Source organism: Gimesia panareensis (genome assembly GCF_007748155.1).
Classification (GTDB): domain Bacteria; phylum Planctomycetota; class Planctomycetia; order Planctomycetales; family Planctomycetaceae; genus Gimesia; species Gimesia panareensis.
Genome location: NZ_CP037421.1, coordinates 1,726,815 through 1,747,076 on the forward strand (window position 1 = coordinate 1,726,815; position 20,262 = coordinate 1,747,076).

The window sequence follows — 20,262 nt, forward strand, 5'->3', positions numbered from 1 at the left end:
CGTTGGTGGTTTTGCTCTGAATTGATCGATTGAGCTGAGACTTCCTGCTCGCTGCGCTCGGCCCGAATTGCATTCGGGCTCACCCATTCTTCAGTTCTCGCCAGATGAATTTCTACTTCTTCAGTGGAAAGCCGATGGCGTTTTCCGGGGCGAGGAAGACGGTGCCGTGGCGCATCTGTTTCGCGGGGAGGGTCATTTCCGGGGTGCGGTTGGTCCAGGTTTCCAGGTCGGCACTGGTAGCCAGGCAGTAGGAGAACCGGCTGCCGGGCGCGTCCCAGTAGAGATACCAGAGCCCGTTGTGCTTGAACAGGGAAGGGCCTTCGCCCATGGTATCGACAATCGAGGTGCCCGCGCCGACGATGGGCGGGCCGAGGGTGGTGCCGTAAGGACCCTGCATGTGTTTACTGAAGATGAGCCTTAAGTTTTTGCCTCCCTGGTCGGCAGGCATTTCGTTTTTGATGACCATGACCCAGCGGTCGTCGGCGGGATCGGGGGTATTTCGATCGTCTCGGGCGATGAAAGGGTCGATGACGCTGATTTCCGGCTGCGGACTATAGAAGAGTTTTGGTTTTGTGAAGGTTTTAAAATCACGGGTGCGGATGGCATAGGGCCGGTGGTCGTGGCCGTGCTGGTCCCGGCTGTGGTCCTGATCGTTGAGTTCTGTTTCGAGGGTGGTGCTCCAGAGGATCAGGTATTCCTGCTGCTCCGGATCCCAGTGGATTTCAGGGGCCCAGGTGTTTTTCGCGCCGTCGCTTGCCTGCCAGACGACAATTTTGCGGGGCGTGCTCCAGTGCAGCAGGTCTTTCGAAGAGGCATAGCCGATGCTGTGCGACTTCCAGCTGGTGGTCCAGACCATGTGGAACTTACCGTCGTGATAGACGATGGAGGGATCGCGGGTCAGGCTTTCTTCACCCCACTTCGGGGCGGGCATAACGACCTTGCCGTCGTTGAGCCAGTCGAAGTGCAGGCCATCGGTGCTAAAGGCGAGGTAGACGCCGGTTTCACCGTTTCCGAGGAAGTAGGGGAGCAGGAAGATCTGGCGGGAGGTGTTTTCGGGTTTGTCTGCTGCAGCGAGGGGGGAGAGGTTCGTCAGGAAACAGCAGAGTGTGAGAAACAGGATGCAGGGCGCTTGCGGATTCATGGGAGCGTCTCTTTTTGGTGGATCAGTTTGTGTTTTTATTAACTGAATTCAATGTTAACGGGTGTTTTGGTTCTGATCTACTATCGAAAGGGTGCCCCCGGATGTAATCCGGGGTTGTTGGAGACAACAGGAGGTTGCGGAGTTACGTTCTGTTGTGTAAGGACGTGCCTCACTTTCTTAATGGTGAGGTCGGTGACTTTGCTCTGGACTGATCGTTTTCGCAGGGACCTCTTGCTCGCTGCGCTCGGCCCGGATTACATCCGGGCTCACCCGATGTATTTCGTATCAAATCTGTTTGGGTGCCCCCGGATGTAATCCGGGGTTGTCGGAGACAACAGGAGGTTGCGGGAGCACTTGTTCTGTTGTGGGAGGGCGTGCCTCAGTTTTGGGAAGAGCGCGGTTGGTGCCTGAGTTCAGAATTTATCGTTTTCTCTGGGACCTCTTGCTCGCTTTGCTCGGCCCGGATTGCATCCGGGCTCACCCACTATATTTTCGAAAATCAAGTTGGGGTAGCATTTTCTTTTGTTAATATGAAGAGATGAACAAAAGAACCCGGTTTGATGATCGGCGATACGTCCATTTCATTACTTTTTCCTGTTATAAAAATCGTACCTACCTGGATCATGATGGAGCTAAACGTCGTGTTTTGGGAACGCTGAATCACGAACTGTTAAGACACAACGCAAATTATGCCTGATCATGTGCATGCCCTGGTCTGGTTTGACAGGATTGGTGAACTCAGTGCCTTCATACGAGACTGGAAACGAAGCTCCAGTCGCTCAATCAAATTGTTTTTGACTGATTCCAGTCAGTATGCAAAAAAATTTCCCAAGGAAGATCCACTCTGGAAAAAGCGATATTATTCCTTTGAGATTGAAACTGAAGCGAAAATCGAAGAGAAGCTTACTTACATGCACATGAACCCGGTGAAGAAAGGGTTTGTGGAAAATATCACCGAATGGCGCTGGAGTTCTGCAAGACATTTTGTGTCAGGCAAATCTGTCGGTGTTCCCATTGGATGGCCAGAGCTTTAATTTTTCCCCGGGTGACCCCGGATGCAATCCGGGGTTGTCGGAGACAACAGGATGTTGCGGGAGTTACGTTCTGTTGTGTAAGGACGTGCCTCACGTTCTAAATGGTGAGGTCGGTGACTTTGCTCTGAACTGATCGCTTTCGCCGGGACCTCTTGCTCGCTTTGCTCGGCCCGGATTGCATCCGGGCTCACCCTTTTATAAGGGAACTGTTTATTCTGTTGCGAGCAGTTCGTTGACCGTCTTAACGAGGTCTTCGATGTGGTAGGGTTTGGGGATGAAGCGGTCGACGCCGCGGTCGAGGGCCAGTTCGCGGTATTTGGGTTCGCTGTTGCCGGTGACCATGACGATCTTGGGGGTCCGGTGCCTGCTGTTGATGAGGATATTATCGAGCACCGCGAACCCGCTGCGGCGGGGCATGACCAGATCGAGCAGGACCAGGTCGGGGGCGTCGCGTTCGATTTTCATGAGGCCTTCGTTGCCATCATGGGCGACCATCACCTGGTAGCCTTCTGCTTCAATCGCCATTTGCAAAGGCTCGGTAAGGCCTTCATCATCGTCGATGATCAGGACTCGTTTTTGAGGAGAAGTGTTCATTAGCCTGACGTAAATTCCTGGTGTAGGCCGCGCTGAGGAAGTGTGCAGAAGGTATTATATCACCCCCGGTGGCGAAAATCCAATTATTAAGATCCAGCGGACGTGTGGCGCTCCCCAAACCGGAGCCGGTTCGATAAAATGGGCCGGTGCGCGCGTGGAATGCGCTGCCGCCGGTTCCGGGTGGAACTGGTATCGAAGTTTATTTATCCGTTTTTTCTTAAATCACGCAATGGGATAGTTTTGTGTCAGCGACGTCGGTAATCGGGTTACAGTGGGGCGATGAAGCCAAGGGCAAAATTGTTGATTTACTCTCCGAGCAGCACGAGATTGTGGTGCGATACCTGGGGGGCAATAATGCAGGCCACACAGTCAAATTTGACGGCAAGACCTATAAACTCTCCCTGCTGCCGGCCGGGGTGCTGAACCCGAACGTGACCTCCGTCATTACCGGCGGTGTGGTGATCAATCCCCAGGCGTTTTTGAAGGAAATGGCCTCGATCGTCGACCAGAACGGTCCGATTGAGCCGAGCCGGTTGCTGATCAGCGACCGGGCGCATGTGATCTTCCCGTATCATATGCAGGAAGAGAGCATTTTCGAAAAGAGCCGCAAGGACAAGGCGATCGGCACCACGATGCGGGGTATCGGAACCTGCTACCGGGACAAAGCGAGCCGCACGCATGCGATCCGGATGGGCGATCTGATGCGTCCGGACTTTTTCCGCAGCCGTCTGGAAGAGATCGTCGCTTACAAAAGCAAGATCTTCCAGGCCCTCGATCCCGAAGCGGAGCCGCTGAGTGTCGACGCGATTTTCGAAGAGTATTCCGGTTATGCTGAGACTCTGAAGCCACACGTGGTGGATACCAGTGCCTATCTGCTGAAAGCGGTCGCCGATCAGAAGAAGATTCTGTTCGAAGGTGCCCAGGGGAGTCTGCTGGATATCGATCACGGTACCTTTCCGTACGTGACCTCCTCTAACAGTTCGGGCTGTGGAATTCACAACGGGAGTGGGGTTTCCGAACGCTATATCAGCAAGATGATCGGCGTGGTGAAGGCTTATACGACGCGCGTGGGCGGCGGACCATTCGTGACCGAACTGCACGATGAGATCGGGCAGCGGATTCGCGATGTGGGAAATGAATATGGTACCGTCACCGGACGTCCGCGTCGGTGTGGCTGGTTTGATGCCGTGGCAACCCGTTACGGGGCGAATATCAGCGGCGTGGACTGCATTGCCGTCATGCTGCTGGATGTGCTGAGCGGCCTGGACGAACTGAAGGTGTGTGAAGCCTACGATGTGAACGGGACGCAGGTCACCGACTTCCCCAGCCACATTCTGGACCTGGAACAGGCGAAACCAGTGTATCGCTCGATTCCGGGTTGGAAGGAAGACATCACCGGCATCCGCAAGATGGAAGATCTGCCTGAGAATGCGATCGCGTATATCAAGGCGATCGAAGAAATCATCGGCAAGCCAGTGGAGATCGTTTCTGTCGGCCCGGACCGGGAACAGACGATTCTGCTGAAGTAGGCTGGATTCGTGGTTTACTCAGATGTTCCCGGGGGGTACCGGATGTAATCCGGTATTGCCGCAGGCAACAGGAGGTTGTGGAGCACGGTTTCTGTTGTGAGAGTTCGTCCCTCATCTTCTGCTGGGGAGAGGTTTCTTTGCACTGAATCGCTTGATTTCACTGAGACCTCCTGCTCGCTGTGCTCGGCCCGGATTGCATCCGGGGGCACCCCTTATTTCTTTTGATTGGGGATAGTTGCTCGATCACTGTTGGCAAGCCAACAGTGCCACCCGGCGCGGGTAACGACTTTTATTCAAGATAGATTTTCGCCAGTTTTTTTTGATCCGTTGTTGCCTGAATGATAGTTGGTTTTCCGCATTGCCGTTTCCTTTTCTTACACGGATGTCCCCGGCTTGCTTTTCTGTTATTCGGCCGTTTTTCTTCGGCGAGCACGGATTGCGAAAGCAGGTCGGTTAATGGCGCCCATTGCTGAGCATGGCAGGCAATTATCGTGACAGCCTGAGAAAACACACGAATCACTTTGATCGGACTGAGTTTTTTGAGATTCGTTCCCTGCTTATGCAACATGTCTTTTCCGACAAATAACGCAACCCAGATTCCGATCAGAGTCCAGTTTAATTCTGTGATGACATTTACAGGCGTCTGGCAACATAGCTTGCTGCGTTCACAGGATTGTTTTACTGAGCGGAAGAAAACCTCAATCCCCCATCTTTGACGATATAATTTACAGGCACATGCATCGGTCATTTCTAATTCGTTGCTCACCAGGTAGATCTTGTTCCTGCCATTATGGATCTGGAACAGACGCAGGACCAGCGGGCTTTGGTCTCGACGCTGCATAGAGTCGGGCCAGTAATAGACGAAGCCATCACGAATTTTCAACTGACCAAGTGATTTTAACAGGGTTACGTTCGAACCAACACGAAACAGGAAAGAATGCCCTGACTCCATGATGGCTGACCACAGCGGAGCACCTGTATATTGCGCATCCCCAACCAGTCGGACATTTTCTGGAAGGGATTCCAGCATTTCCCGGGCCGCAATTCGCTCACTGCCAGCTGCCCCCTGAATACACCAGCGAAACGGTAACCCACTGCCCAGATGCCAGAGCACGGTCGTTAACAGTTGAACGGTTAACGCCTTGGATTCATCGGCTTTTTTGCGGTATTTCGCCGACCTTCTATGATGGATCCCTGGTGCAAATTCACGCTGATTGGCTGCTGAGCGAGGCGCAGAGAACTTGGTGGCATCCACGGCCAGAGTGACTTTGCCTGCTGTGGTTCGATAGCCCTTCCATTGTCCCAGTTTTGAGGAAAGATGTTGAATCACCAGATCCACCAATGGCTGTCCGTAGTTCGCCAGAGCTTTCATCAGCCCTTGTCGTGTCACTGTCGTCGAAACCTGAAAGAGCTCACCGGCAACCGTGTAGGCCGTTTTTACCCTTTCGCCAAGTGTTCCTTTGGCAGTCCAGCCCATGCAGAGAATGGCAACCGCAGCCAACCAGCCCGGATCCAGAGAGGCATTGCCGTGACGTACCAGGGAAGACGTTTCGCAGGGAATCAGCCTGTCAAAAATCGCTTTCATTGACTGAATATTTATGCGAAGATGCTCGGTATCTTGATGCGGCATTCCAAGAGTCCTTTCTTGGCATGAGTGCAATTTGGTTAGCACCTGCATTAAACAACCTAACGGTTGTCCGCATCAAGATTTATTTAACTTACACAGAATCGTTACCCGCGTTGAGTGCCACCCGGCTGTTATGACGCAACTTTCCGGGTAGCCTCGAATGTAATTCGAGGTTGTCGTTAGGCAACAGGAGGTTGCGGTGCATGCTTTCTGATACAGGTGAGCTAACCTCATTTTCTGAAGGGGCAGGTTGGCGCCGTTCCTCTGAATCGATTGATTTCACTGGGACCTCCTGCTCGCTGCGCTCGGCCCGGATTGCATCCGGGGGCACCCCTTATTTCTTTTGATTAGGGATAGTTACTCGATCACTGTTGGCAAGCCAACAGTGCCACCCGGCGCGTGAGGCGATCGGTGTAACTGTTCTGAATGGATTGATTTCACTGGGACCTCCTGCTCGCTGTGCTCGGCCCGGATTGCATCCGGGCTCACCCTCACAATTGGAAGTCAAATCGGAACAGGTGGCGGATTTTTACCTTTTCCGGGTGGGGCCTCTGCTTATGATGGTTGATGGCAACCGGGTTTCTGTGCACTCGTCGCAGGGACCGAAGCCGGTCAGCAGGGGGCATACAGGACTGCATTCTACGATGGTGTTAGAAAGAAATGGGGTTGTACCATGGAAGGGGCTTTGGTGATTTTATTCTGGTTCAAACACTGTCGATCGAGCCGAAAGTGGCAAAAGGCAGCGTCAGGTGATGAATCGGATTTCGTTCAACGGCGCAGGCGAATCAAGACAAAATTGTGTCCAAATGTGGCCAGATTGTGTCCAGTTTTTGTCCCCATTGTGTCCAATTCTGTCCCCGATTTTGTCCAATTCTGGCCCCCCAAAAAGGGGAGAACATTTCGCACTGGTTCGAAATGTTCCCGTGGAAAGCGGGTGAAAATCGACGGTGATTCAGGTGCAACTGAGTCACTGGTTGGCGATGTTCCGGTGTATGACCACCCGCGATCCAGACTGGGAGAAAATACGATTCGGGAGGAGCGGATCAAGTACAGTCTGTGCAGTGAAAACCGGGAACGGTTATGCGACGACGACCCCTTTTTTGAGGATCAGGTTGGCATACAGGGCGGTTTCGCTGGTGGCGATGATGGCGTAGGCCTGGCGGGCGCGTTCGTAGAATTCGAAACGTTCGATTTTTTCCAGTTCCGGGGCGCGGTCATCGTGCTGGTGGATGAGTTCGCGGTAGGTCTGCCAGATGGGGGGCTCGGCTGCCTGATCATCGACGGGGTTCATCAGGCCGGCGGGCTGGTCGACGAAGGTGTCGAGGGGGAAGAAGCGGAGCATGGCGGCCAGGATTTCCGGAACGCCGTGACCGTCGAGACGGATGATGCGCTGGGCGTGGGAGTCGGCGGGAAAGTTACCGTCGGCGAGGACGATATCATCGCCGTGCCCCATTTTCATCAGAACGTACATCAGATCAGGAGAAATGACAGGAGGGATTCCTTTGAGCATGCGGTTCACCTTTGCGGTTGATGTTGTGGCTGGCTGATGTGAGTGAATGAACTGATTTTGACAACTCAAAAAGCAGAATCAAAGGGGCTGGCGAATGTGATTTCCATTATGCAGAAATTTTACGTCGAACGCGAGGATGGCTTGCTGGATATGCTGCTGTGATCCCGTTATGATGGCTTGAGTTCAAGCTGTGGGCTCGGCAGAGTGAACACCGCTTATACTCATCGGTAGCAAATTTTCAGGAGAAAGTCTGAAAAATCAATGAAAATTCACGAATATCAGGCCAAACAATTGTTTCGCGAAGCCGGGATTCCCGTACCTGAGGGGATCATAGCGAAGACCGTCGATGAAGCGGTGGCCGCATTTGAAAAACTGGATCGTCCGCTGGTGGTTGTGAAGTCACAAATCCACGCCGGGGGCCGCGGAAAAGGTCGTTTCAAAGAGCATCCGGAGCAGGCTGGTGTGGTGCTGGCGCGGTCTGCGGAGGAAGTTCGCGAGAACGCCGAACGCATGCTGGGCTCGACCCTGGTGACCATCCAGACCGGCGAAGAAGGAAAGCAGGTCAACACACTGTTCATCGAACAGGGACTGGATATCGCCAAAGAGCTGTATCTGGGTTGTGTGATCGACCGCGAAGCAGGCGGCCCGGTGATGATTCTCTCCACCGAAGGGGGGATGGAGATCGAAGTCGTCGCCGAAGAGTCCCCGGAAAAGATTCTGAGCGAGCCGTTTTCAATTCACACCGGCTTGCTCGGTTTCCAGGCCCGTAAGCTGGCATTCAAACTGGGAATGGAAGGCAAAACGGTTCGGCACGCAGAAAAGTTCTTCTGCCAGCTGAGCCGTTTTTTCATTGATAACGACTGCAGCATGACCGAAATCAACCCGCTGGTGATTACCGGCGAAGGTGAACTGGTTGCACTGGACGCCAAGGTGTCGTTCGACGATAACGCACTCTTCCGTCACAAAGCATTTGACGAACTGCGTGACCTGACTGAAGAAGATCCAGCAGAAGTCCAGGCGGGCGATGCGGGTCTGAGCTACGTCAAACTGGACGGCAACATCGGCTGTCTGGTGAACGGAGCCGGCCTGGCGATGAGCACGATGGACCTGATCAAACACCACGGCGGCGAGCCGGCCAACTTCCTGGATGTGGGCGGCGGAGCGAACGTGGATCAGGTGACCGAAGCGTTCCGGATCATTCTGGCAGATGAGAATGTGAAAGCGGTTCTGGTGAATATTTTCGGCGGGATCATGAAGTGTGATACGATCGTGACCGCGTTACTGGAAGCCTACGAAAAAGTCGGTTTCACGGTGCCCCTGGTCGTACGACTGGAAGGGACCAACGTGGAAGCTGCCCGGACGATGCTGGCAGAGAGTGGTCGGGATATCATTTCCGCGACGGACCTGACCGATGCCGCTCAGAAGGTTGTGGCCACTTTGAGTTCTTAGGACAGGCGGGCGACCTGTCTGTCAGGTCGCTGCTCGTGTGACGTGGTTGTTTTGCAAAAAGCGATCTTAGCCATCTTTTAATAAAACACATTTCCCGCAAGGGTGACAGATTATGAGTATTTTAGTTACTGAAAAGACACGCGTCATTTGCCAGGGGATCACCGGTAAATCCGGGCTGTTTCACAGCCAGCAGTGCCGGGAATATGGCACACCGCTGCTGGGGGGAGTGACTCCCGGCAAAGGGGGAACCGAGGTTGATGGTTTCCCGGTATTCAACACCGTCGAAGAGGCAGTCGAAAAGACCGGTGCTAATACCAGCCTGATTTTCGTGCCGCCTCCGTTCTGTGGCGAAGCGATCATGGAAGCCGCGGATGCCGGCATGGAACTGATCATCGCGATTACCGAAGGGGTGCCTGTGACCGATATGGTGCGGGTGATGGAATACCTGAAAGACAAACCGAGCCGGTTGATCGGCCCGAACTGCCCGGGTGTGATTACTCCCGGCATCGCCAAGATCGGCATCATGCCCGGTTACATTCATACGCCCGGTTCTGTGGGGCTGATCAGCAAGAGTGGTACGCTGACTTACGAAGCGGCCTGGCAGCTGGGGAACATCGGACTGGGACAGACTACGGCGATCGGCATTGGTGGTGACCCGATTATCGGGACGACCTTCATCGATCTGCTGGAGATGTTTGAAAATGATCCTGCGACAGAATCGATCATGATGATCGGGGAAATCGGGGGAACCGCTGAAATCGAAGCAGCGGAATACATCAAAGAGCATGTGACCAAACCTGTTGCCGGTTTCATCGCTGGTAAGACAGCGCCTCCCGGAAAACGGATGGGGCACGCTGGAGCGATTATCAGCGGCGGCAGTGGTACTGCGGATGAGAAGATTGCCGCCCTGGAAGCAGCCGGTGTCGTCGTGGCCGAAAGCCCGGCCGACATGGGTTCTGCCGTCAAGCGGGCCATTGAAGCAGCCGCTTAAGCGTCTGGAGAGACTGAAAAAAACAGGGCAACCGGTTGATTCCGGTTGCCCTGTTTTCGTTTAATCAACTTGAAGGGAGTGGCGGGCGACTATTTTTCGTCGTCGGCACAGACCCATCCGCCGAGAGAGGTTTCGTAATCGAGCAGCTCTTCGGGCTTGAAATAGATCGGGATTTCGCGGGCGGCGGCTTCGGGACCATCGCTGCCGTGGACAAGGTTCATCTGGCGGCTGACGCCGAAGTCACCCCGAATGGTGCCCGGGGCCGATTCGCGACCGTTGGTGGAACCCATCATGGAGCGGACGACGGAGATGGCTTCCGGGCCTTCTGCGGCGATGGCGATGACCGGGCCGGAGGTGATGAATTCTTCGAGCAGCGGGTAGAACGGTTTTTCCACATGTTCTGCGTAGTGTTCGGCTGAGAGTTCTTTGGTGACCTGCAGCAGTTTGAGGCCCACAATTTTGAGGCCTTTGTTCTCGAAGCGGGTCAGGATGGTACCGGCAAGCCGGCGCTGGACCGCATCGGGTTTAATCAGAATCAGCGTTCGTTCGAGAGCCATGTGGAGTTCTTTCTATCAAGTCGATGGTCTGTATGAAACGGAGGGAGTCTGTTTCCCTCGATGTACTCAATGTGTGTGTATTTTGGGAATATGTGTTTTCTGGCGGGGGATGTCTGGCTGGTACGGATTTTCCACGCCTGTCGAGGTGAATTGAAATGAAAATGGCGATTCATTTCAACCCTGATATATAGGATAAAATGTGTCGATCAGGAAGAAACCCGGGTTTCACAGATGCTGTCAAAGAACTGTTTGAACAGATAGTGGCTGTCGTGAGGCCCTGCAGAGGCTTCAGGGTGGTACTGCACACTGAAAGCGGCATGGGTTTTGTGACGGAGCCCGGCAACGGTGTTGTCGTTCATATTGATATGGGTAATTTCCACATCTTCCGGCATGGATTCGGGGTCGATGGCGAAGCCGTGGTTCTGAGAGGTGATTTCCACCTGTTTCGTATCTTCGTTGAGAACCGGCTGATTGGCGCCACGGTGCCCGAACTTGAGCTTGAAGGTTTTGCAGCCACAGGCCAGGCCGAGCAGCTGATGTCCCAGGCAGATCCCGAAGATCGGAACCTTACCCAGCAGGGCACGAATGGTGTCGATGGCATAGGTCAGCGGTTCCGGATCCCCGGGACCATTGGAGAGGAAGACGCCGTCCGGATTGAGGGCGAGCACGTCTTCCGCGGTGCAGTTTCCGGGGAGAACCGTCACGCGACAGCCGAGCTGTTTCAGGTGGCGGGGGATGTTCCACTTCATGCCGTAATCAATGGCGACGATGTGGTAGGAGCTTTCCGGCTGATCTTCCCCTTCGGCCATACTGGTGACGGTTTTGCCGGAGAGGGAGTGGGTCGAACTGCTGTGTGCCAGCGGGTGCAGGCCTTCTTCCCATTCGCAGGAAGAGGCGGGCAGAACTTTGCTGACCAGATCCTGACCGGCCAGTTGCGGACTGCTCTGGGCTTTTTTGACCAGCGATTCATCATCCAGGTCGACAGTGGAGAGTACACCGGTCATGGCGCCGGAAGTTCGGATCTTGCGAACCAGAGCGCGGGTGTCGATCCCCTGCAGGCCGATGACTCCGGCGTCCTTCAGATATTCATCGAGGGTCTGCGTCGAGCGATAGTTGCTGGGGATTTCACAGAGTTCCCGTACGATAAAGCCCTGCAGTGCGATACCGCCGGACTCTACATCTTCGGGGGAGATGCCGTAGTTTCCGATCTGCGGGTAGGTCATGGTGACGATCTGTCCGCAGTAAGAGGGGTCGGTCAGGATTTCCTGATAACCGGTCATGCTCGTGTTGAACACAACTTCACCGTGGACTTCTCCGTCCGCACCAAAAGCCGTCCCTGTGAATACGCTGCCGTCGGCAAGGGCTAACTTCGCTGTTTTCTGCATTGTCTACACTGATCTCGAGAGTTTGAAGAAAATCGGGTCAAATCTGATATGTTCTAGCAAAGATGAGCGCAAATAAAAAGAGACCGGCGCTGATGGCCGGCCTCTTCGAAGGTTTTTTTCAGATTTGATTCAAATGAGTGAATCAACTGAGGTCCTGTGTGAGGACAAAGTTATCGATGCGGATAATATTTTCATTGGGATCATTGAAGCTGTTGAACAGTTCACCCATGATCGAGTGAAAATGGGACCGGCAGATCGAATAGAAGTTGTGTTTGCCGTCGCGGCGTGCTTCAATTAAGCCTGCGTCGCGGAGCAGTGCGAGATGGTGGCTGACAGCCGGCTGACTCTGGTTGAGTCTTTCACACAAGGCAGTTACGAATAATTCTTCTTCCTGGGCCAGGTAAAGCATAATCCGCAGTCGCGTTTCATCGGACAGCAGTTTAAAGACTTTAACGAGGTTTTTCTCCAGATGATCTGGCAGCGTCGGAAAACGCTGGGTCGTTCCTTCCTGGGGCGGATCCACAAGATTTGTGGCCATATCACTAATTTCCTTTTTTAAATTCATGCAATAGAGCTCGTTTAAAACCGGTCACTTTATATACGTGACCAGCCTGTGGGGCAAATTTGTTCGTTCCACTCACGTCAGCGTGGGGAAGTTAATTCATGAAAAACAAGCAGCCAACCGCTGGCCATTCCAATTTGTAAAACATTATGGCCCTAATTCGCCTGTAATACATGGCGCGCAGATTTCAGCTGAAATATTCAACTACTACTTGTATTGTTTGCCAGACAGGCGAAAGATGTGACGTAGGAGAGTCGCTTCGATTTAGAAAAAAGAAGACCGCTCCCTTATTTCGTTGGCAATTATGGTAGTGCTCTGCCCAATCGTCAACTAGTATTTATCCAGTTTATCTAATTATTCGCGAAATAAGAGTCGTTTTATATTTTTAAGTCCCTTTATTATATGGAGTTATGTGGTGTCTGTCTCTCCGTTCTGTGATTTGACCGGGATGAAAGCTCTGGTAACCGGTTCCTCTTCCGGCATCGGAAAAGCGATCGCACTGGAGCTGGCTGATGCCGGGGCGGATGTGCTGATCCATTATCGGAATTCCTCTCAGTCTGCGGAAGAGGTGGTGCAGGAGATCCGGAGCCGGGGACGGAAGTCGGCAGCCCTCTCTATCGACCTGGCCCGGCAGGACCAGTATCCCGATTTTATTATTCGTGCTTTTGAGGAATGGGGGGCGTTGGACATTTGGGTGAATAACGCCGGCGTCGATCTGCTGACCGGAACAGAAGCGAAACTGGAGTATGACCAGAAGCTCGAGAAGCTGTTCGATGTCGATGTTCGCGGAACGGTTCTGCTGTCTCGCGAAGTGGGACGACGGATGCAGGCGCAGGGCTATGGCTGTATCCTGAATATTGGCTGGGATCAGTCGGATCGGGGCATGGAAGGGGACAGCGGCGAGCTGTTTGCGACCAGCAAAAATGCGATCATGGGTTTCAGTCGGTCATTGGCGGTCACACTGGCACCCAAGGTCCGTGTAAACTGTATCGCGCCGGGCTGGATTCAGACCGCCTGGGGAGAAAAGGCGAGCGAACTCTGGCAGGAGCGGGTGAAACAGGAAACGCCGATGGACTGCTGGGGGACTCCGCAGGACATCGCCAACATGGCGCGATTTCTCTGCAGTCGGGAAGCGGCTTACATCACAGGACAGGTCATCAACGTCAATGGAGGCGCAGTTCGCTGACCGACGTCAGTCGGAAGGTGACTCCTCCGAATTTGATCCCGGCAGGAGGTAGGCGATCAGGTCACGAAATTCCTGGAGTGTCATTTGGTCGACCAGTCCATTGGGCATGATCGACGTTTTCGAGGGAACCATTTCTTCGATCTCGTCGATTTTAAACGAGCGGATCTTTCCGTTGGAGTCGTAGATCGAACGTTCCTTGTTATTGTGCTTGTGATAAATGCCCGATGCGGTCTGACCATCGATGGTGACAATCGTCAGCGGGAGAAAGCCCGGGTCGATATCTTTACTGGGATCGATGATCGCTTCTACCAGTCGTTCCCGGTTCAATGCGATCCGACCGTTGGTACGAATCAGGCCGGGGCCGACCTGCTGGCCGCGACCGTCGATCTGGTGACAGCGAAAACAGCCGGGACCCTGGGGATGAAAGAAGAGACGTTGTCCTGCACGGGGATCGGCTGGACCGGCAAGGGTCTGCATCCATGCGGAGAGCTCATCCCGGGCCGGTTTGGTTTGTGTCGAATTCTGATTCAGGACGCGGTGGACCAGAGCATTTTTTTCGTCGTTGTTTGCAGCCAGCTGTTTCAGGGCGGTCCGTTGTGCTTGAGTCAGCTGTGCGCCGCGGAGGGTGCGCAGGGCTTCGTTGGCAACCACGGGACTGGGGTCTGTAGCCAGCTGCAGCAATGGTTTGACATTTTCCGGTTGAGCGGAATCGAGGCCGATAATCGCTTCGGCGCGGAGGTTGGTGTCGGCTTTTGCATCGGCGGCGAGTTGGAGCAGTTGCTGACGAACGGTTTTGGTTTTGAGTTCGCGGAGGCTGCGGATGGCTTCGGTGCGGACGCCGGGATTGGCTGATTTGGCCAATGCGGTCAGTTTCTTTTCACTGAGTGCGGGATGTTTCGCGGGCAGAAAGAGCAGGATCTGTTTCAGCACTTCCGGGGATGTGTCCGGCAGATCCAGCAGGCGGGCGACCAGTTGCTGGGCCTGGGATTTAGTAACCCACCAGTCGCCTGTCGTGCCCCGCGTCCATTCTTTCATCACGCCGTCGAGCTGTGCGATGGAGGCCAGGTAGGCTTTGAGCAGATCGGGAGTAGTGGCCTGGCTGGCAAGGTCGGAGACCAGGGTTTCGCGGAACTGTTTAAGTTGATCGCGGCCGATCCATTCAACGGCGACGAATCGCACAGCGGGATTCGTGTCTTTGAGTGCCTGTTGCAGCAGACTTTCATCGGCTGATGTGTTGCTTTCTTTAAGCAGGAGAATCGCTGCCAGGCGGACGGCGGGATCGTCGTTGCTGGAGAACAGTTTCGTGAGCTCTGGATTGGAAAGTGTCTGGCGGAGTCCTTCGCGTGCGGCCTGCTGCATGAACGGGTCGCTGCTGTGAAGACGGTCGAAGAGCAGGGGTAAATCCTGTTTGTTCGTGATGCGTCTGAGGGCGGCGGCCTGGACAGCGGGGGACTGATCTTCCTGGACCACTTTGGCGAAATCAACGAGTTCCGCGGGGAGGATCGTCACTGCCTGTTCGCGGATGCCGGGCTCTTTGTCTGTAAGTAGCGGGGCAGCGAGTTCAGAGTTCATTTTGTTGACGCTGGCCAGGGCATTCAAGGCGACGGCACGAACGCGGGGATCGTCGTTGCTGAGGGCGGTTTTGAGTTTGTCGATGCCGGGCTTCTTCTGCGCGAGTAATGCGCGGGCCGCGTTCTGACGCTGTTGCCAGTCGGGGGAGGTCAGCGCGTTGTTGCGGGGGGAGAGTTCCGGTTTGACAGCGCTGATTTTCCAGATTCGGCCTTTGCCATGCAGCGGATAGGAACGATCAGCCCAGTCGCCGACATACAGGCTGCCGTCGGGGCCGACAGCGATGCCCGCGGGACGAAAATGTTCTTCGCCGGCGATAACCGGTTGCGTGGTGGTTTTGAACGAGGCACCATCGGGAGTGAGGTGATAGCGGTCAATGCGATGTTCGCCCCAACTGGCCACCAGCAGATCGCCGCGGTAGTCGGCGGGAAGCTGATCGGATTCATAGGAGATCACGCCGGTGGGAGATTCTCCGGTGGAGGATGTCATGGGTAGCGTGCCCGGAGTTTCGGCGTTGACCGCGATAAAGGGTTCGAGCGTGCGACGCCGGTAGCCGTAGTCACCCCCCTGAACGATGGTGAGCAACCGGCAGGGAGGTCGGTTGCCGGGGTCGTTATCCCCAACAAACATGCGGCCGTAGAAATCAAAGCAGAGGTGGAAGGGATTCCAGAAACCGGTGGCGATCCGTTCGAGGCGGCTGCCGTCGGTACGACAGCGGAAGACGCCTCCTTCACCCCGCAGGGCGGGAATGCGAACGCTGCCTTTGCCGATGAGAATCGCGTCGTCTCCGTAATTCTGGCCGAGGGTGAAATAGATATTCCCGAAGTCGCCCACCAGTTCGGCGTCGGCACCCTCATTTTCTCCCATGGCGAAATAGATGTTGTTGAAGAAATCAAAGGCAAAGCCGGAGAAGCCGTTGTGGGGATAGGTGGCGGTGGTTTCCAACTGAACCAGGTTCTGGCGGAGGTCCGCTTTGCCGTCATCGTCTTTGTCGCGGAGACGGAAAATAGAACTCCGCGTGGCGACGTAGATCCAGCCATTGGGATGGGCGGCGACGTTCATGGTTTCGGTTGAGCCTTCGTAGAAGGTCTGGATGCGGTCGGCACGGCCGTCGCCGGTGGTGTCTTCGAGCAGTCGAATGCGGTCGGTTTTGGGGCCCTCGTAATTTTCGGGACGGAAGTGAGTATGGTTTTCGACGACAAAGACGCGTCCCCGCTGATCGACGGAGAGGCCGGTGACCGTGACGACATCCGGTTCGGCAGCAAAGAGTTCGATCTTAATCCGCGGGTCGAGGGAGCGGGGCGTTTTGATCTCCGCTGCTGCCAGGGGGGAGAGGCTGCAGACAGCGGAGAACAGCAGAGAGGAAATCAACAGTCGGGCAGGGGAAAGACCGGTCATGTCGTCAGGTCCTGTTTTCAGTTTGTGGTGGGATGCAAATAGTGTGGAACGCGAAACTATTTCTGCGGCGGCAGGTAGCCCAGTGAGGTCAGAAACGCGTCCAGCTTTTCGATGGTATCATCGTAGTTCTTTTTATTGCGGCTCAGATTAAAGAAGCCGTGCGGCTGATCCGGATAGGGGATGAGTTCACAGCGGTTGCCTTTCTGCTTCATCTGATCAGTAAAGCGTTCGACATTTTCGAAAAGTACTGTTGTGTCGCCCGTGCCATGGAAAATAATCGTGGGTGGGGTGCCCTTCCGCACGAAATGGATGGGAGAGATTTCCTTGCACCGTTCGCCCAGCTGTTGCGGTCCCCCTTTCCAGCCGGTCTCGGTGGTGTCGACGACCGGGTTGAACAGGGCCATCGCATTGGGGACGGAAGAGACTTTCTTGTTTTCGTCTGGTTCATCGAACCCGGTTACTGTGCCCGTGCAGGCAGCGACATGACCACCGGCCGAACCGCCTCCGGCAACAATGCGATTGGGATCGACGCCGAGTTCAGCGGCATGCTCGCGAATCCAGCGGACAGCTGATTTGCCATCGGAGACGCATTCGAAGGGGGTGGTGTTGTGTTTGGTTTTGATGCGGTATTCGGCAGAGCAGGCGACCATGCCGCGGGAAGCGAGGTAGCGGCAGTGGGGTTCAAACTGGCTGGGGTTGCCGCTGCGCCAGCCGCCCCCGAAAAAGAAGACGATGGCGGGGCGGGAGTCGCCGGGCTTCCAGTCGGCAGGTTTATAGATATTCAGGTGCAGATCGCCCTGGTCTGTTTGTTTATAGAGCTTGAATTCCGCATCCTTGAGTGGTCTCCAGCCGGGCTTTTTGGCGGTGGCTTTGCCTTTCTTCTCGGCTGCGGAGAGAGTCGAGGTGGAATTGAAGTCGGGGAATTGTACTGTGACTGCGAGGGTGCAAGCGATGAGCGCAATGGTGAAACGGAAATTCATGTTGCAGAGATTCCTTCTGTAAAACTTGAAACCGGTTACTTGATGTAAAGTTGTGTGACCTTCTATAGTAAATGAAAGTATGATCGAATTGTCTTTCCTTTTCAGGCTGGAATCCCAAAAAATGAAAATTAAACTGCTGTTGAGTGTGACCCTGTTCATGGGGCTGTTTACGGTTCTGAGTGCTGTGCAGGCGGAAGAGAAAGCCGCCCGGTTGCCTTCCAAAGAGAAGTTTCAGATCTATCTGCTGATCGGTCAGTCGAATATGGCGGGCCGGGGGAAAGTGGATCCCGCGACGAACAAGTCGCATCCCCGGGTGTTGAAGCTCGACAAGCAGGGGAAATGGGTGCCGGCGACCGATCCGCTGCACTTTGATAAGCCGAAGATTGCCGGCGTCGGTCCCGGATCAGGGTTTGGTCCTGCGATCGCTGAAGCGAAGCCGGGCATGACCATCGGTCTGATTCCGGCAGCCGTGGGGGGAACGCCCCTCAGTCGCTGGGTCAAAGGGGGGGATCTGTATGAGCGGGCCGTGAAGTTGGCGAAAGAGAACCAGAAGTACGGCGAGATCAAAGGTGCGATCTGGCACCAGGGGGAAGGGGATTCTTCCAATCCAAAGTTATACAACTCGTACCAGAAGCGGCTTTCAGGCATGATCGAGGATCTGCGTAAAGATCTGAACGAGCCGGACATGCCGTTCGTGATGGGAGAGCTGGGTGAGTTCTTCATGCGTCCCGGAGCGGGTACGGTCAACAAGGCGCTGCACGGGATTGCGGAAACGGTACCTGACACCGCGGTGGCTTCTTCGAAGGGTCTGCCTGCGAAAAGCGATCAGGTGCACTTCAATGCGGAAGCAGAGCGGGAGTTCGGCAAGCGATATGCGGAACAGATGCTGAAGCTGCAGAAGCAGGCTGCTGAGAAGTAAGTGGTAAAAGAAGATGTAAGAAACGCAAAGAGGCAGTCTGAAGTGGCTGCCTCTTTTTTTATTGAGTCAGGGTTCGAAGCAAAACGTGATTGGTTTGCTGAATGGCCAGCTGGATCTTTTCTCTGCCAGTTTCCTGCTCGCTGCGCTCGGCCCGAATTGCATTCGGGCTTACCCATGTTGGTAGCGTTGTGCTGTGGCCCATGGTATTGCCTGTTGAAATTGCTTATCGCCAGGCGGGCTGGCACACAGGCCAGCCCCTACATTAATTGACATATAATACTCTGATCAGGCGAGGATCTCACTGACCGGGTGGTGTTCTTCGACGCCGGTCAGACGTTGATCGAGGCCCTGGAATTTGAAGCTGAGCTTGCGATGGTCGATGCCCAGGCAGTGGAGGATCGTGGCGTTGAAATCGTGGATGTGGACCGGCTTGTCGACGATGTTATAGCTGAAATCGTCCGTTGAGCCGTAGACCTGTCCTCCTTTGATGCCGCCGCCCGCCATCCAGATACTGAAGCAGCGGGGATGGTGATCGCGTCCGTAGTTTTCGCGAGACAGTTTCCCCTGGCAATAGACGGTGCGGCCGAACTCGCCGCCCCAGATGACCAGGGTGTCGTCGAGCATGCCGCGCTGTTTGAGGTCTTTGACCAGGGCAGCTGCCGGCTGGTCGATGTCCTTACATTGCTTGGGCAGGTCGCCGGCGATGTTCGCGTGCTGGTCCCAGCCACGATGGAAGATCTGCGAGAAGCGGACCCCCCGTTCGGCCATGCGGCGGGCGAGCAGACAGTGATAAGCAAACGTACCCGGCTTGTGGACGTCGGGGCCGTACATGTCCAGGGTGGCCTTGGTTTCCTTGGTGATGTCGGTCAGTTCGGGGACCGAGGTCTGCATGCGGAAGGCCATCTCGTACTGGGAAATCCTCGTTTGAATTTCCGGGTCGCCGATATTTTCATACTCGTTCTGATTCACCTGGGAGAGGGTGTCCAGCATACGGCGGCGCAGTTTGGCAGAGACGCCCGGAGGGTTGGAGAGGAACAGAACCGGATCGCCTTGAGAACGGAGCGAAACGCCCGAGTATTTACTGGGCAGGAATCCGCTGCCCCAGAGGCGGTTGTAGAGTGCCTGTGCCTGCTGCCGACCCGACCAGGTCGAGGTGAGCACGACGAAGGCGGGCAGATTTTCATTCATCGAACCAAGCCCGTAGCTCAACCAGGAGCCGAGACTGGCACGGCCGGGCAGTTGGTTGCCGGTGCAGATGTAGGTAATCGCGGGATCGTGGTTGATGGCTTCGGTCCAGAGGGAGCGGACGATGGAGATATCTTTGACGATACCTGCGGTGTGGGGCAGCAGTTCGCTGACCCAGGCACCATCGGAGCCGTTATCGTGTTTGGTAAATTTGAATTTGGACGGTGCGAGCGGAAAGCGGGACTGGCCGGAGGTCATCGTCGTCAGACGCTGTCCCTGGCGGACGGACTCGGGGAGGTCTTTGTCGAAGAGTTTATCGAGTTCCGGTTTGTAATCGAGGGTGTCGATCTGCGAAGGCGAGCCGGCCATGAACAGGTAGATGGCCCGCTTGGCTTTGGGGGCGAAGTGGGGCACATCGGGCAGTCCGCCGCTGGCTTTCATTTCGGGAGTTGCAGCCTGAGCTGTCTGTCGATTGGCTTCCAGGGAGGCCAGGGCCACGGTTCCCAGACCGAGGCCACCTGCTTTGAAGAAATGACGTCGCGTGATCTGTGAGAGACGTTCCTGCATGGGATTCATGACGATACCTGTTTATTTCTGTTGAGTTTTAAGCCGGCGCTGCAGACAGGCCGGCATGTGTGCTGTGGAA

16 protein-coding genes are annotated in these 20,262 nt (G+C 55.0%); 6 read left to right on the forward strand and 10 right to left on the reverse strand.

Annotated features, from left to right (window positions below):
- Positions 1 to 112: 112 nt before the first annotated feature.
- Positions 113 to 1,141 (reverse strand): glycoside hydrolase family 43 protein, encoded by a 1,029-nt coding sequence (locus Enr10x_RS06570; protein ID WP_145448494.1) that lies wholly within the window; start codon positions 1,139 to 1,141, stop codon positions 113 to 115.
- Positions 1,142 to 1,830: 689 nt separating this feature from the next.
- Here Enr10x_RS06570 and Enr10x_RS06575 point away from each other — a divergent pair.
- Positions 1,831 to 2,175, forward strand: a complete 345-nt coding sequence (locus Enr10x_RS06575) for an REP-associated tyrosine transposase (RefSeq protein WP_232093251.1) — start codon at positions 1,831 to 1,833, stop codon at positions 2,173 to 2,175.
- Positions 2,176 to 2,385: 210 nt separating this feature from the next.
- Here the strand turns inward: Enr10x_RS06575 and Enr10x_RS06580 are convergent, their stop codons facing one another.
- Positions 2,386 to 2,769, reverse strand: coding sequence for a response regulator (locus tag Enr10x_RS06580; RefSeq protein WP_145448495.1), 384 nt, complete (start codon positions 2,767 to 2,769; stop codon positions 2,386 to 2,388).
- 242 nt (positions 2,770 to 3,011) lie between these two features.
- On the opposite strand from Enr10x_RS06580, the gene Enr10x_RS06585 reads away from it, so the two are divergent.
- The gene (locus Enr10x_RS06585) at positions 3,012 to 4,298 is read left to right on the forward strand and encodes an adenylosuccinate synthase (RefSeq protein WP_145105247.1); all 1,287 of its coding nucleotides are present in this window, start codon (positions 3,012 to 3,014) and stop codon (positions 4,296 to 4,298) included.
- Positions 4,299 to 4,587: 289 nt separating this feature from the next.
- Here the strand turns inward: Enr10x_RS06585 and Enr10x_RS06590 are convergent, their stop codons facing one another.
- Complete coding sequence (locus Enr10x_RS06590; RefSeq protein WP_197997309.1) at positions 4,588 to 5,928, reverse strand: transposase; 1,341 nt, start codon at positions 5,926 to 5,928, stop codon at positions 4,588 to 4,590.
- 1,075 nt (positions 5,929 to 7,003) lie between these two features.
- Positions 7,004 to 7,435: an RbsD/FucU family protein gene (locus Enr10x_RS06595; protein ID WP_145105253.1), complete on the reverse strand. Its 432-nt coding sequence runs from the start codon at positions 7,433 to 7,435 to the stop codon at positions 7,004 to 7,006.
- Positions 7,436 to 7,696: 261 nt separating this feature from the next.
- Between Enr10x_RS06595 and sucC the strand changes: the two genes are divergently transcribed.
- Positions 7,697 to 8,884, forward strand: a complete 1,188-nt coding sequence (gene sucC / locus Enr10x_RS06600; RefSeq protein WP_145448496.1) for an ADP-forming succinate--CoA ligase subunit beta — start codon at positions 7,697 to 7,699, stop codon at positions 8,882 to 8,884.
- 112 nt (positions 8,885 to 8,996) lie between these two features.
- The gene (gene sucD, locus Enr10x_RS06605) at positions 8,997 to 9,875 is read left to right on the forward strand and encodes a succinate--CoA ligase subunit alpha (protein ID WP_145105259.1); all 879 of its coding nucleotides are present in this window, start codon (positions 8,997 to 8,999) and stop codon (positions 9,873 to 9,875) included.
- Between the two features lie 89 nt (positions 9,876 to 9,964).
- On the opposite strand, the gene ndk is transcribed toward sucD, so the two are convergent.
- The 3 genes from ndk to Enr10x_RS06620 form a co-directional block, all read right to left on the reverse strand.
- Positions 9,965 to 10,432, reverse strand: a complete 468-nt coding sequence (gene ndk, locus Enr10x_RS06610; protein WP_145105262.1) for a nucleoside-diphosphate kinase — start codon at positions 10,430 to 10,432, stop codon at positions 9,965 to 9,967.
- Between the two features lie 206 nt (positions 10,433 to 10,638).
- Positions 10,639 to 11,817, reverse strand: coding sequence for a glutamine-hydrolyzing carbamoyl-phosphate synthase small subunit (gene carA / locus Enr10x_RS06615; RefSeq protein ID WP_145105265.1), 1,179 nt, complete (start codon positions 11,815 to 11,817; stop codon positions 10,639 to 10,641).
- Positions 11,818 to 11,959: 142 nt separating this feature from the next.
- Positions 11,960 to 12,355 carry an ArsR/SmtB family transcription factor gene (locus Enr10x_RS06620; RefSeq protein WP_145105267.1) on the reverse strand — a complete coding sequence of 132 codons (396 nt, stop codon included), beginning with the start codon at positions 12,353 to 12,355 and terminating at the stop codon, positions 11,960 to 11,962.
- A gap of 439 nt (positions 12,356 to 12,794) precedes the next feature.
- On the opposite strand from Enr10x_RS06620, the gene Enr10x_RS06625 reads away from it, so the two are divergent.
- Positions 12,795 to 13,565, forward strand: a complete 771-nt coding sequence (locus tag Enr10x_RS06625) for an SDR family NAD(P)-dependent oxidoreductase (RefSeq protein ID WP_197996418.1) — start codon at positions 12,795 to 12,797, stop codon at positions 13,563 to 13,565.
- A gap of 6 nt (positions 13,566 to 13,571) precedes the next feature.
- On the opposite strand, the gene Enr10x_RS06630 is transcribed toward Enr10x_RS06625, so the two are convergent.
- Together Enr10x_RS06630 and Enr10x_RS06635 are read right to left on the reverse strand one after the other, a co-directional pair.
- Positions 13,572 to 16,532, reverse strand: coding sequence for a PVC-type heme-binding CxxCH protein (locus Enr10x_RS06630; RefSeq protein ID WP_145448497.1), 2,961 nt, complete (start codon positions 16,530 to 16,532; stop codon positions 13,572 to 13,574).
- Between the two features lie 56 nt (positions 16,533 to 16,588).
- Positions 16,589 to 17,512: an alpha/beta hydrolase gene (locus Enr10x_RS06635; protein ID WP_145105273.1), complete on the reverse strand. Its 924-nt coding sequence runs from the start codon at positions 17,510 to 17,512 to the stop codon at positions 16,589 to 16,591.
- 121 nt (positions 17,513 to 17,633) lie between these two features.
- Between Enr10x_RS06635 and Enr10x_RS06640 the strand changes: the two genes are divergently transcribed.
- The gene (locus Enr10x_RS06640) at positions 17,634 to 18,431 is read left to right on the forward strand and encodes a sialate O-acetylesterase (RefSeq protein WP_197997499.1); all 798 of its coding nucleotides are present in this window, start codon (positions 17,634 to 17,636) and stop codon (positions 18,429 to 18,431) included.
- A gap of 285 nt (positions 18,432 to 18,716) precedes the next feature.
- On the opposite strand, the gene Enr10x_RS06645 is transcribed toward Enr10x_RS06640, so the two are convergent.
- A complete protein-coding gene (locus tag Enr10x_RS06645) occupies positions 18,717 to 20,192 on the reverse strand; it encodes a DUF1501 domain-containing protein (protein ID WP_145105276.1) in 1,476 nt (491 codons plus the stop codon).
- Positions 20,193 to 20,262 lie beyond the last annotated feature (70 nt).

Bases quoted from the DNA above. Each gene is read 5' to 3' on its own strand.
- Enr10x_RS06570 (WP_145448494.1), bottom strand. From the start codon at position 1,141: ATGAATCCGCAAGCGCCCTGCATCCTGTTTCTCACACTCTGCTGTTTC.
- Enr10x_RS06575 (WP_232093251.1), top strand. From the start codon at position 1,831: ATGCCTGATCATGTGCATGCCCTGGTCTGGTTTGACAGGATTGGTGAA.
- Enr10x_RS06580 (WP_145448495.1), bottom strand. From the start codon at position 2,769: ATGAACACTTCTCCTCAAAAACGAGTCCTGATCATCGACGATGATGAA.
- Enr10x_RS06590 (WP_197997309.1), bottom strand. From the start codon at position 5,928: ATGCCGCATCAAGATACCGAGCATCTTCGCATAAATATTCAGTCAATG.
- Enr10x_RS06595 (WP_145105253.1), bottom strand. From the start codon at position 7,435: ATGCTCAAAGGAATCCCTCCTGTCATTTCTCCTGATCTGATGTACGTT.
- sucC (WP_145448496.1), top strand. From the start codon at position 7,697: ATGAAAATTCACGAATATCAGGCCAAACAATTGTTTCGCGAAGCCGGG.
- sucD (WP_145105259.1), top strand. From the start codon at position 8,997: ATGAGTATTTTAGTTACTGAAAAGACACGCGTCATTTGCCAGGGGATC.
- ndk (WP_145105262.1), bottom strand. From the start codon at position 10,432: ATGGCTCTCGAACGAACGCTGATTCTGATTAAACCCGATGCGGTCCAG.
- carA (WP_145105265.1), bottom strand. From the start codon at position 11,817: ATGCAGAAAACAGCGAAGTTAGCCCTTGCCGACGGCAGCGTATTCACA.
- Enr10x_RS06620 (WP_145105267.1), bottom strand. From the start codon at position 12,355: ATGGCCACAAATCTTGTGGATCCGCCCCAGGAAGGAACGACCCAGCGT.
- Enr10x_RS06630 (WP_145448497.1), bottom strand. From the start codon at position 16,532: ATGACCGGTCTTTCCCCTGCCCGACTGTTGATTTCCTCTCTGCTGTTC.
- Enr10x_RS06635 (WP_145105273.1), bottom strand. From the start codon at position 17,512: ATGAATTTCCGTTTCACCATTGCGCTCATCGCTTGCACCCTCGCAGTC.
- Enr10x_RS06640 (WP_197997499.1), top strand. From the start codon at position 17,634: ATGAAAATTAAACTGCTGTTGAGTGTGACCCTGTTCATGGGGCTGTTT.
- Enr10x_RS06645 (WP_145105276.1), bottom strand. From the start codon at position 20,192: ATGAATCCCATGCAGGAACGTCTCTCACAGATCACGCGACGTCATTTC.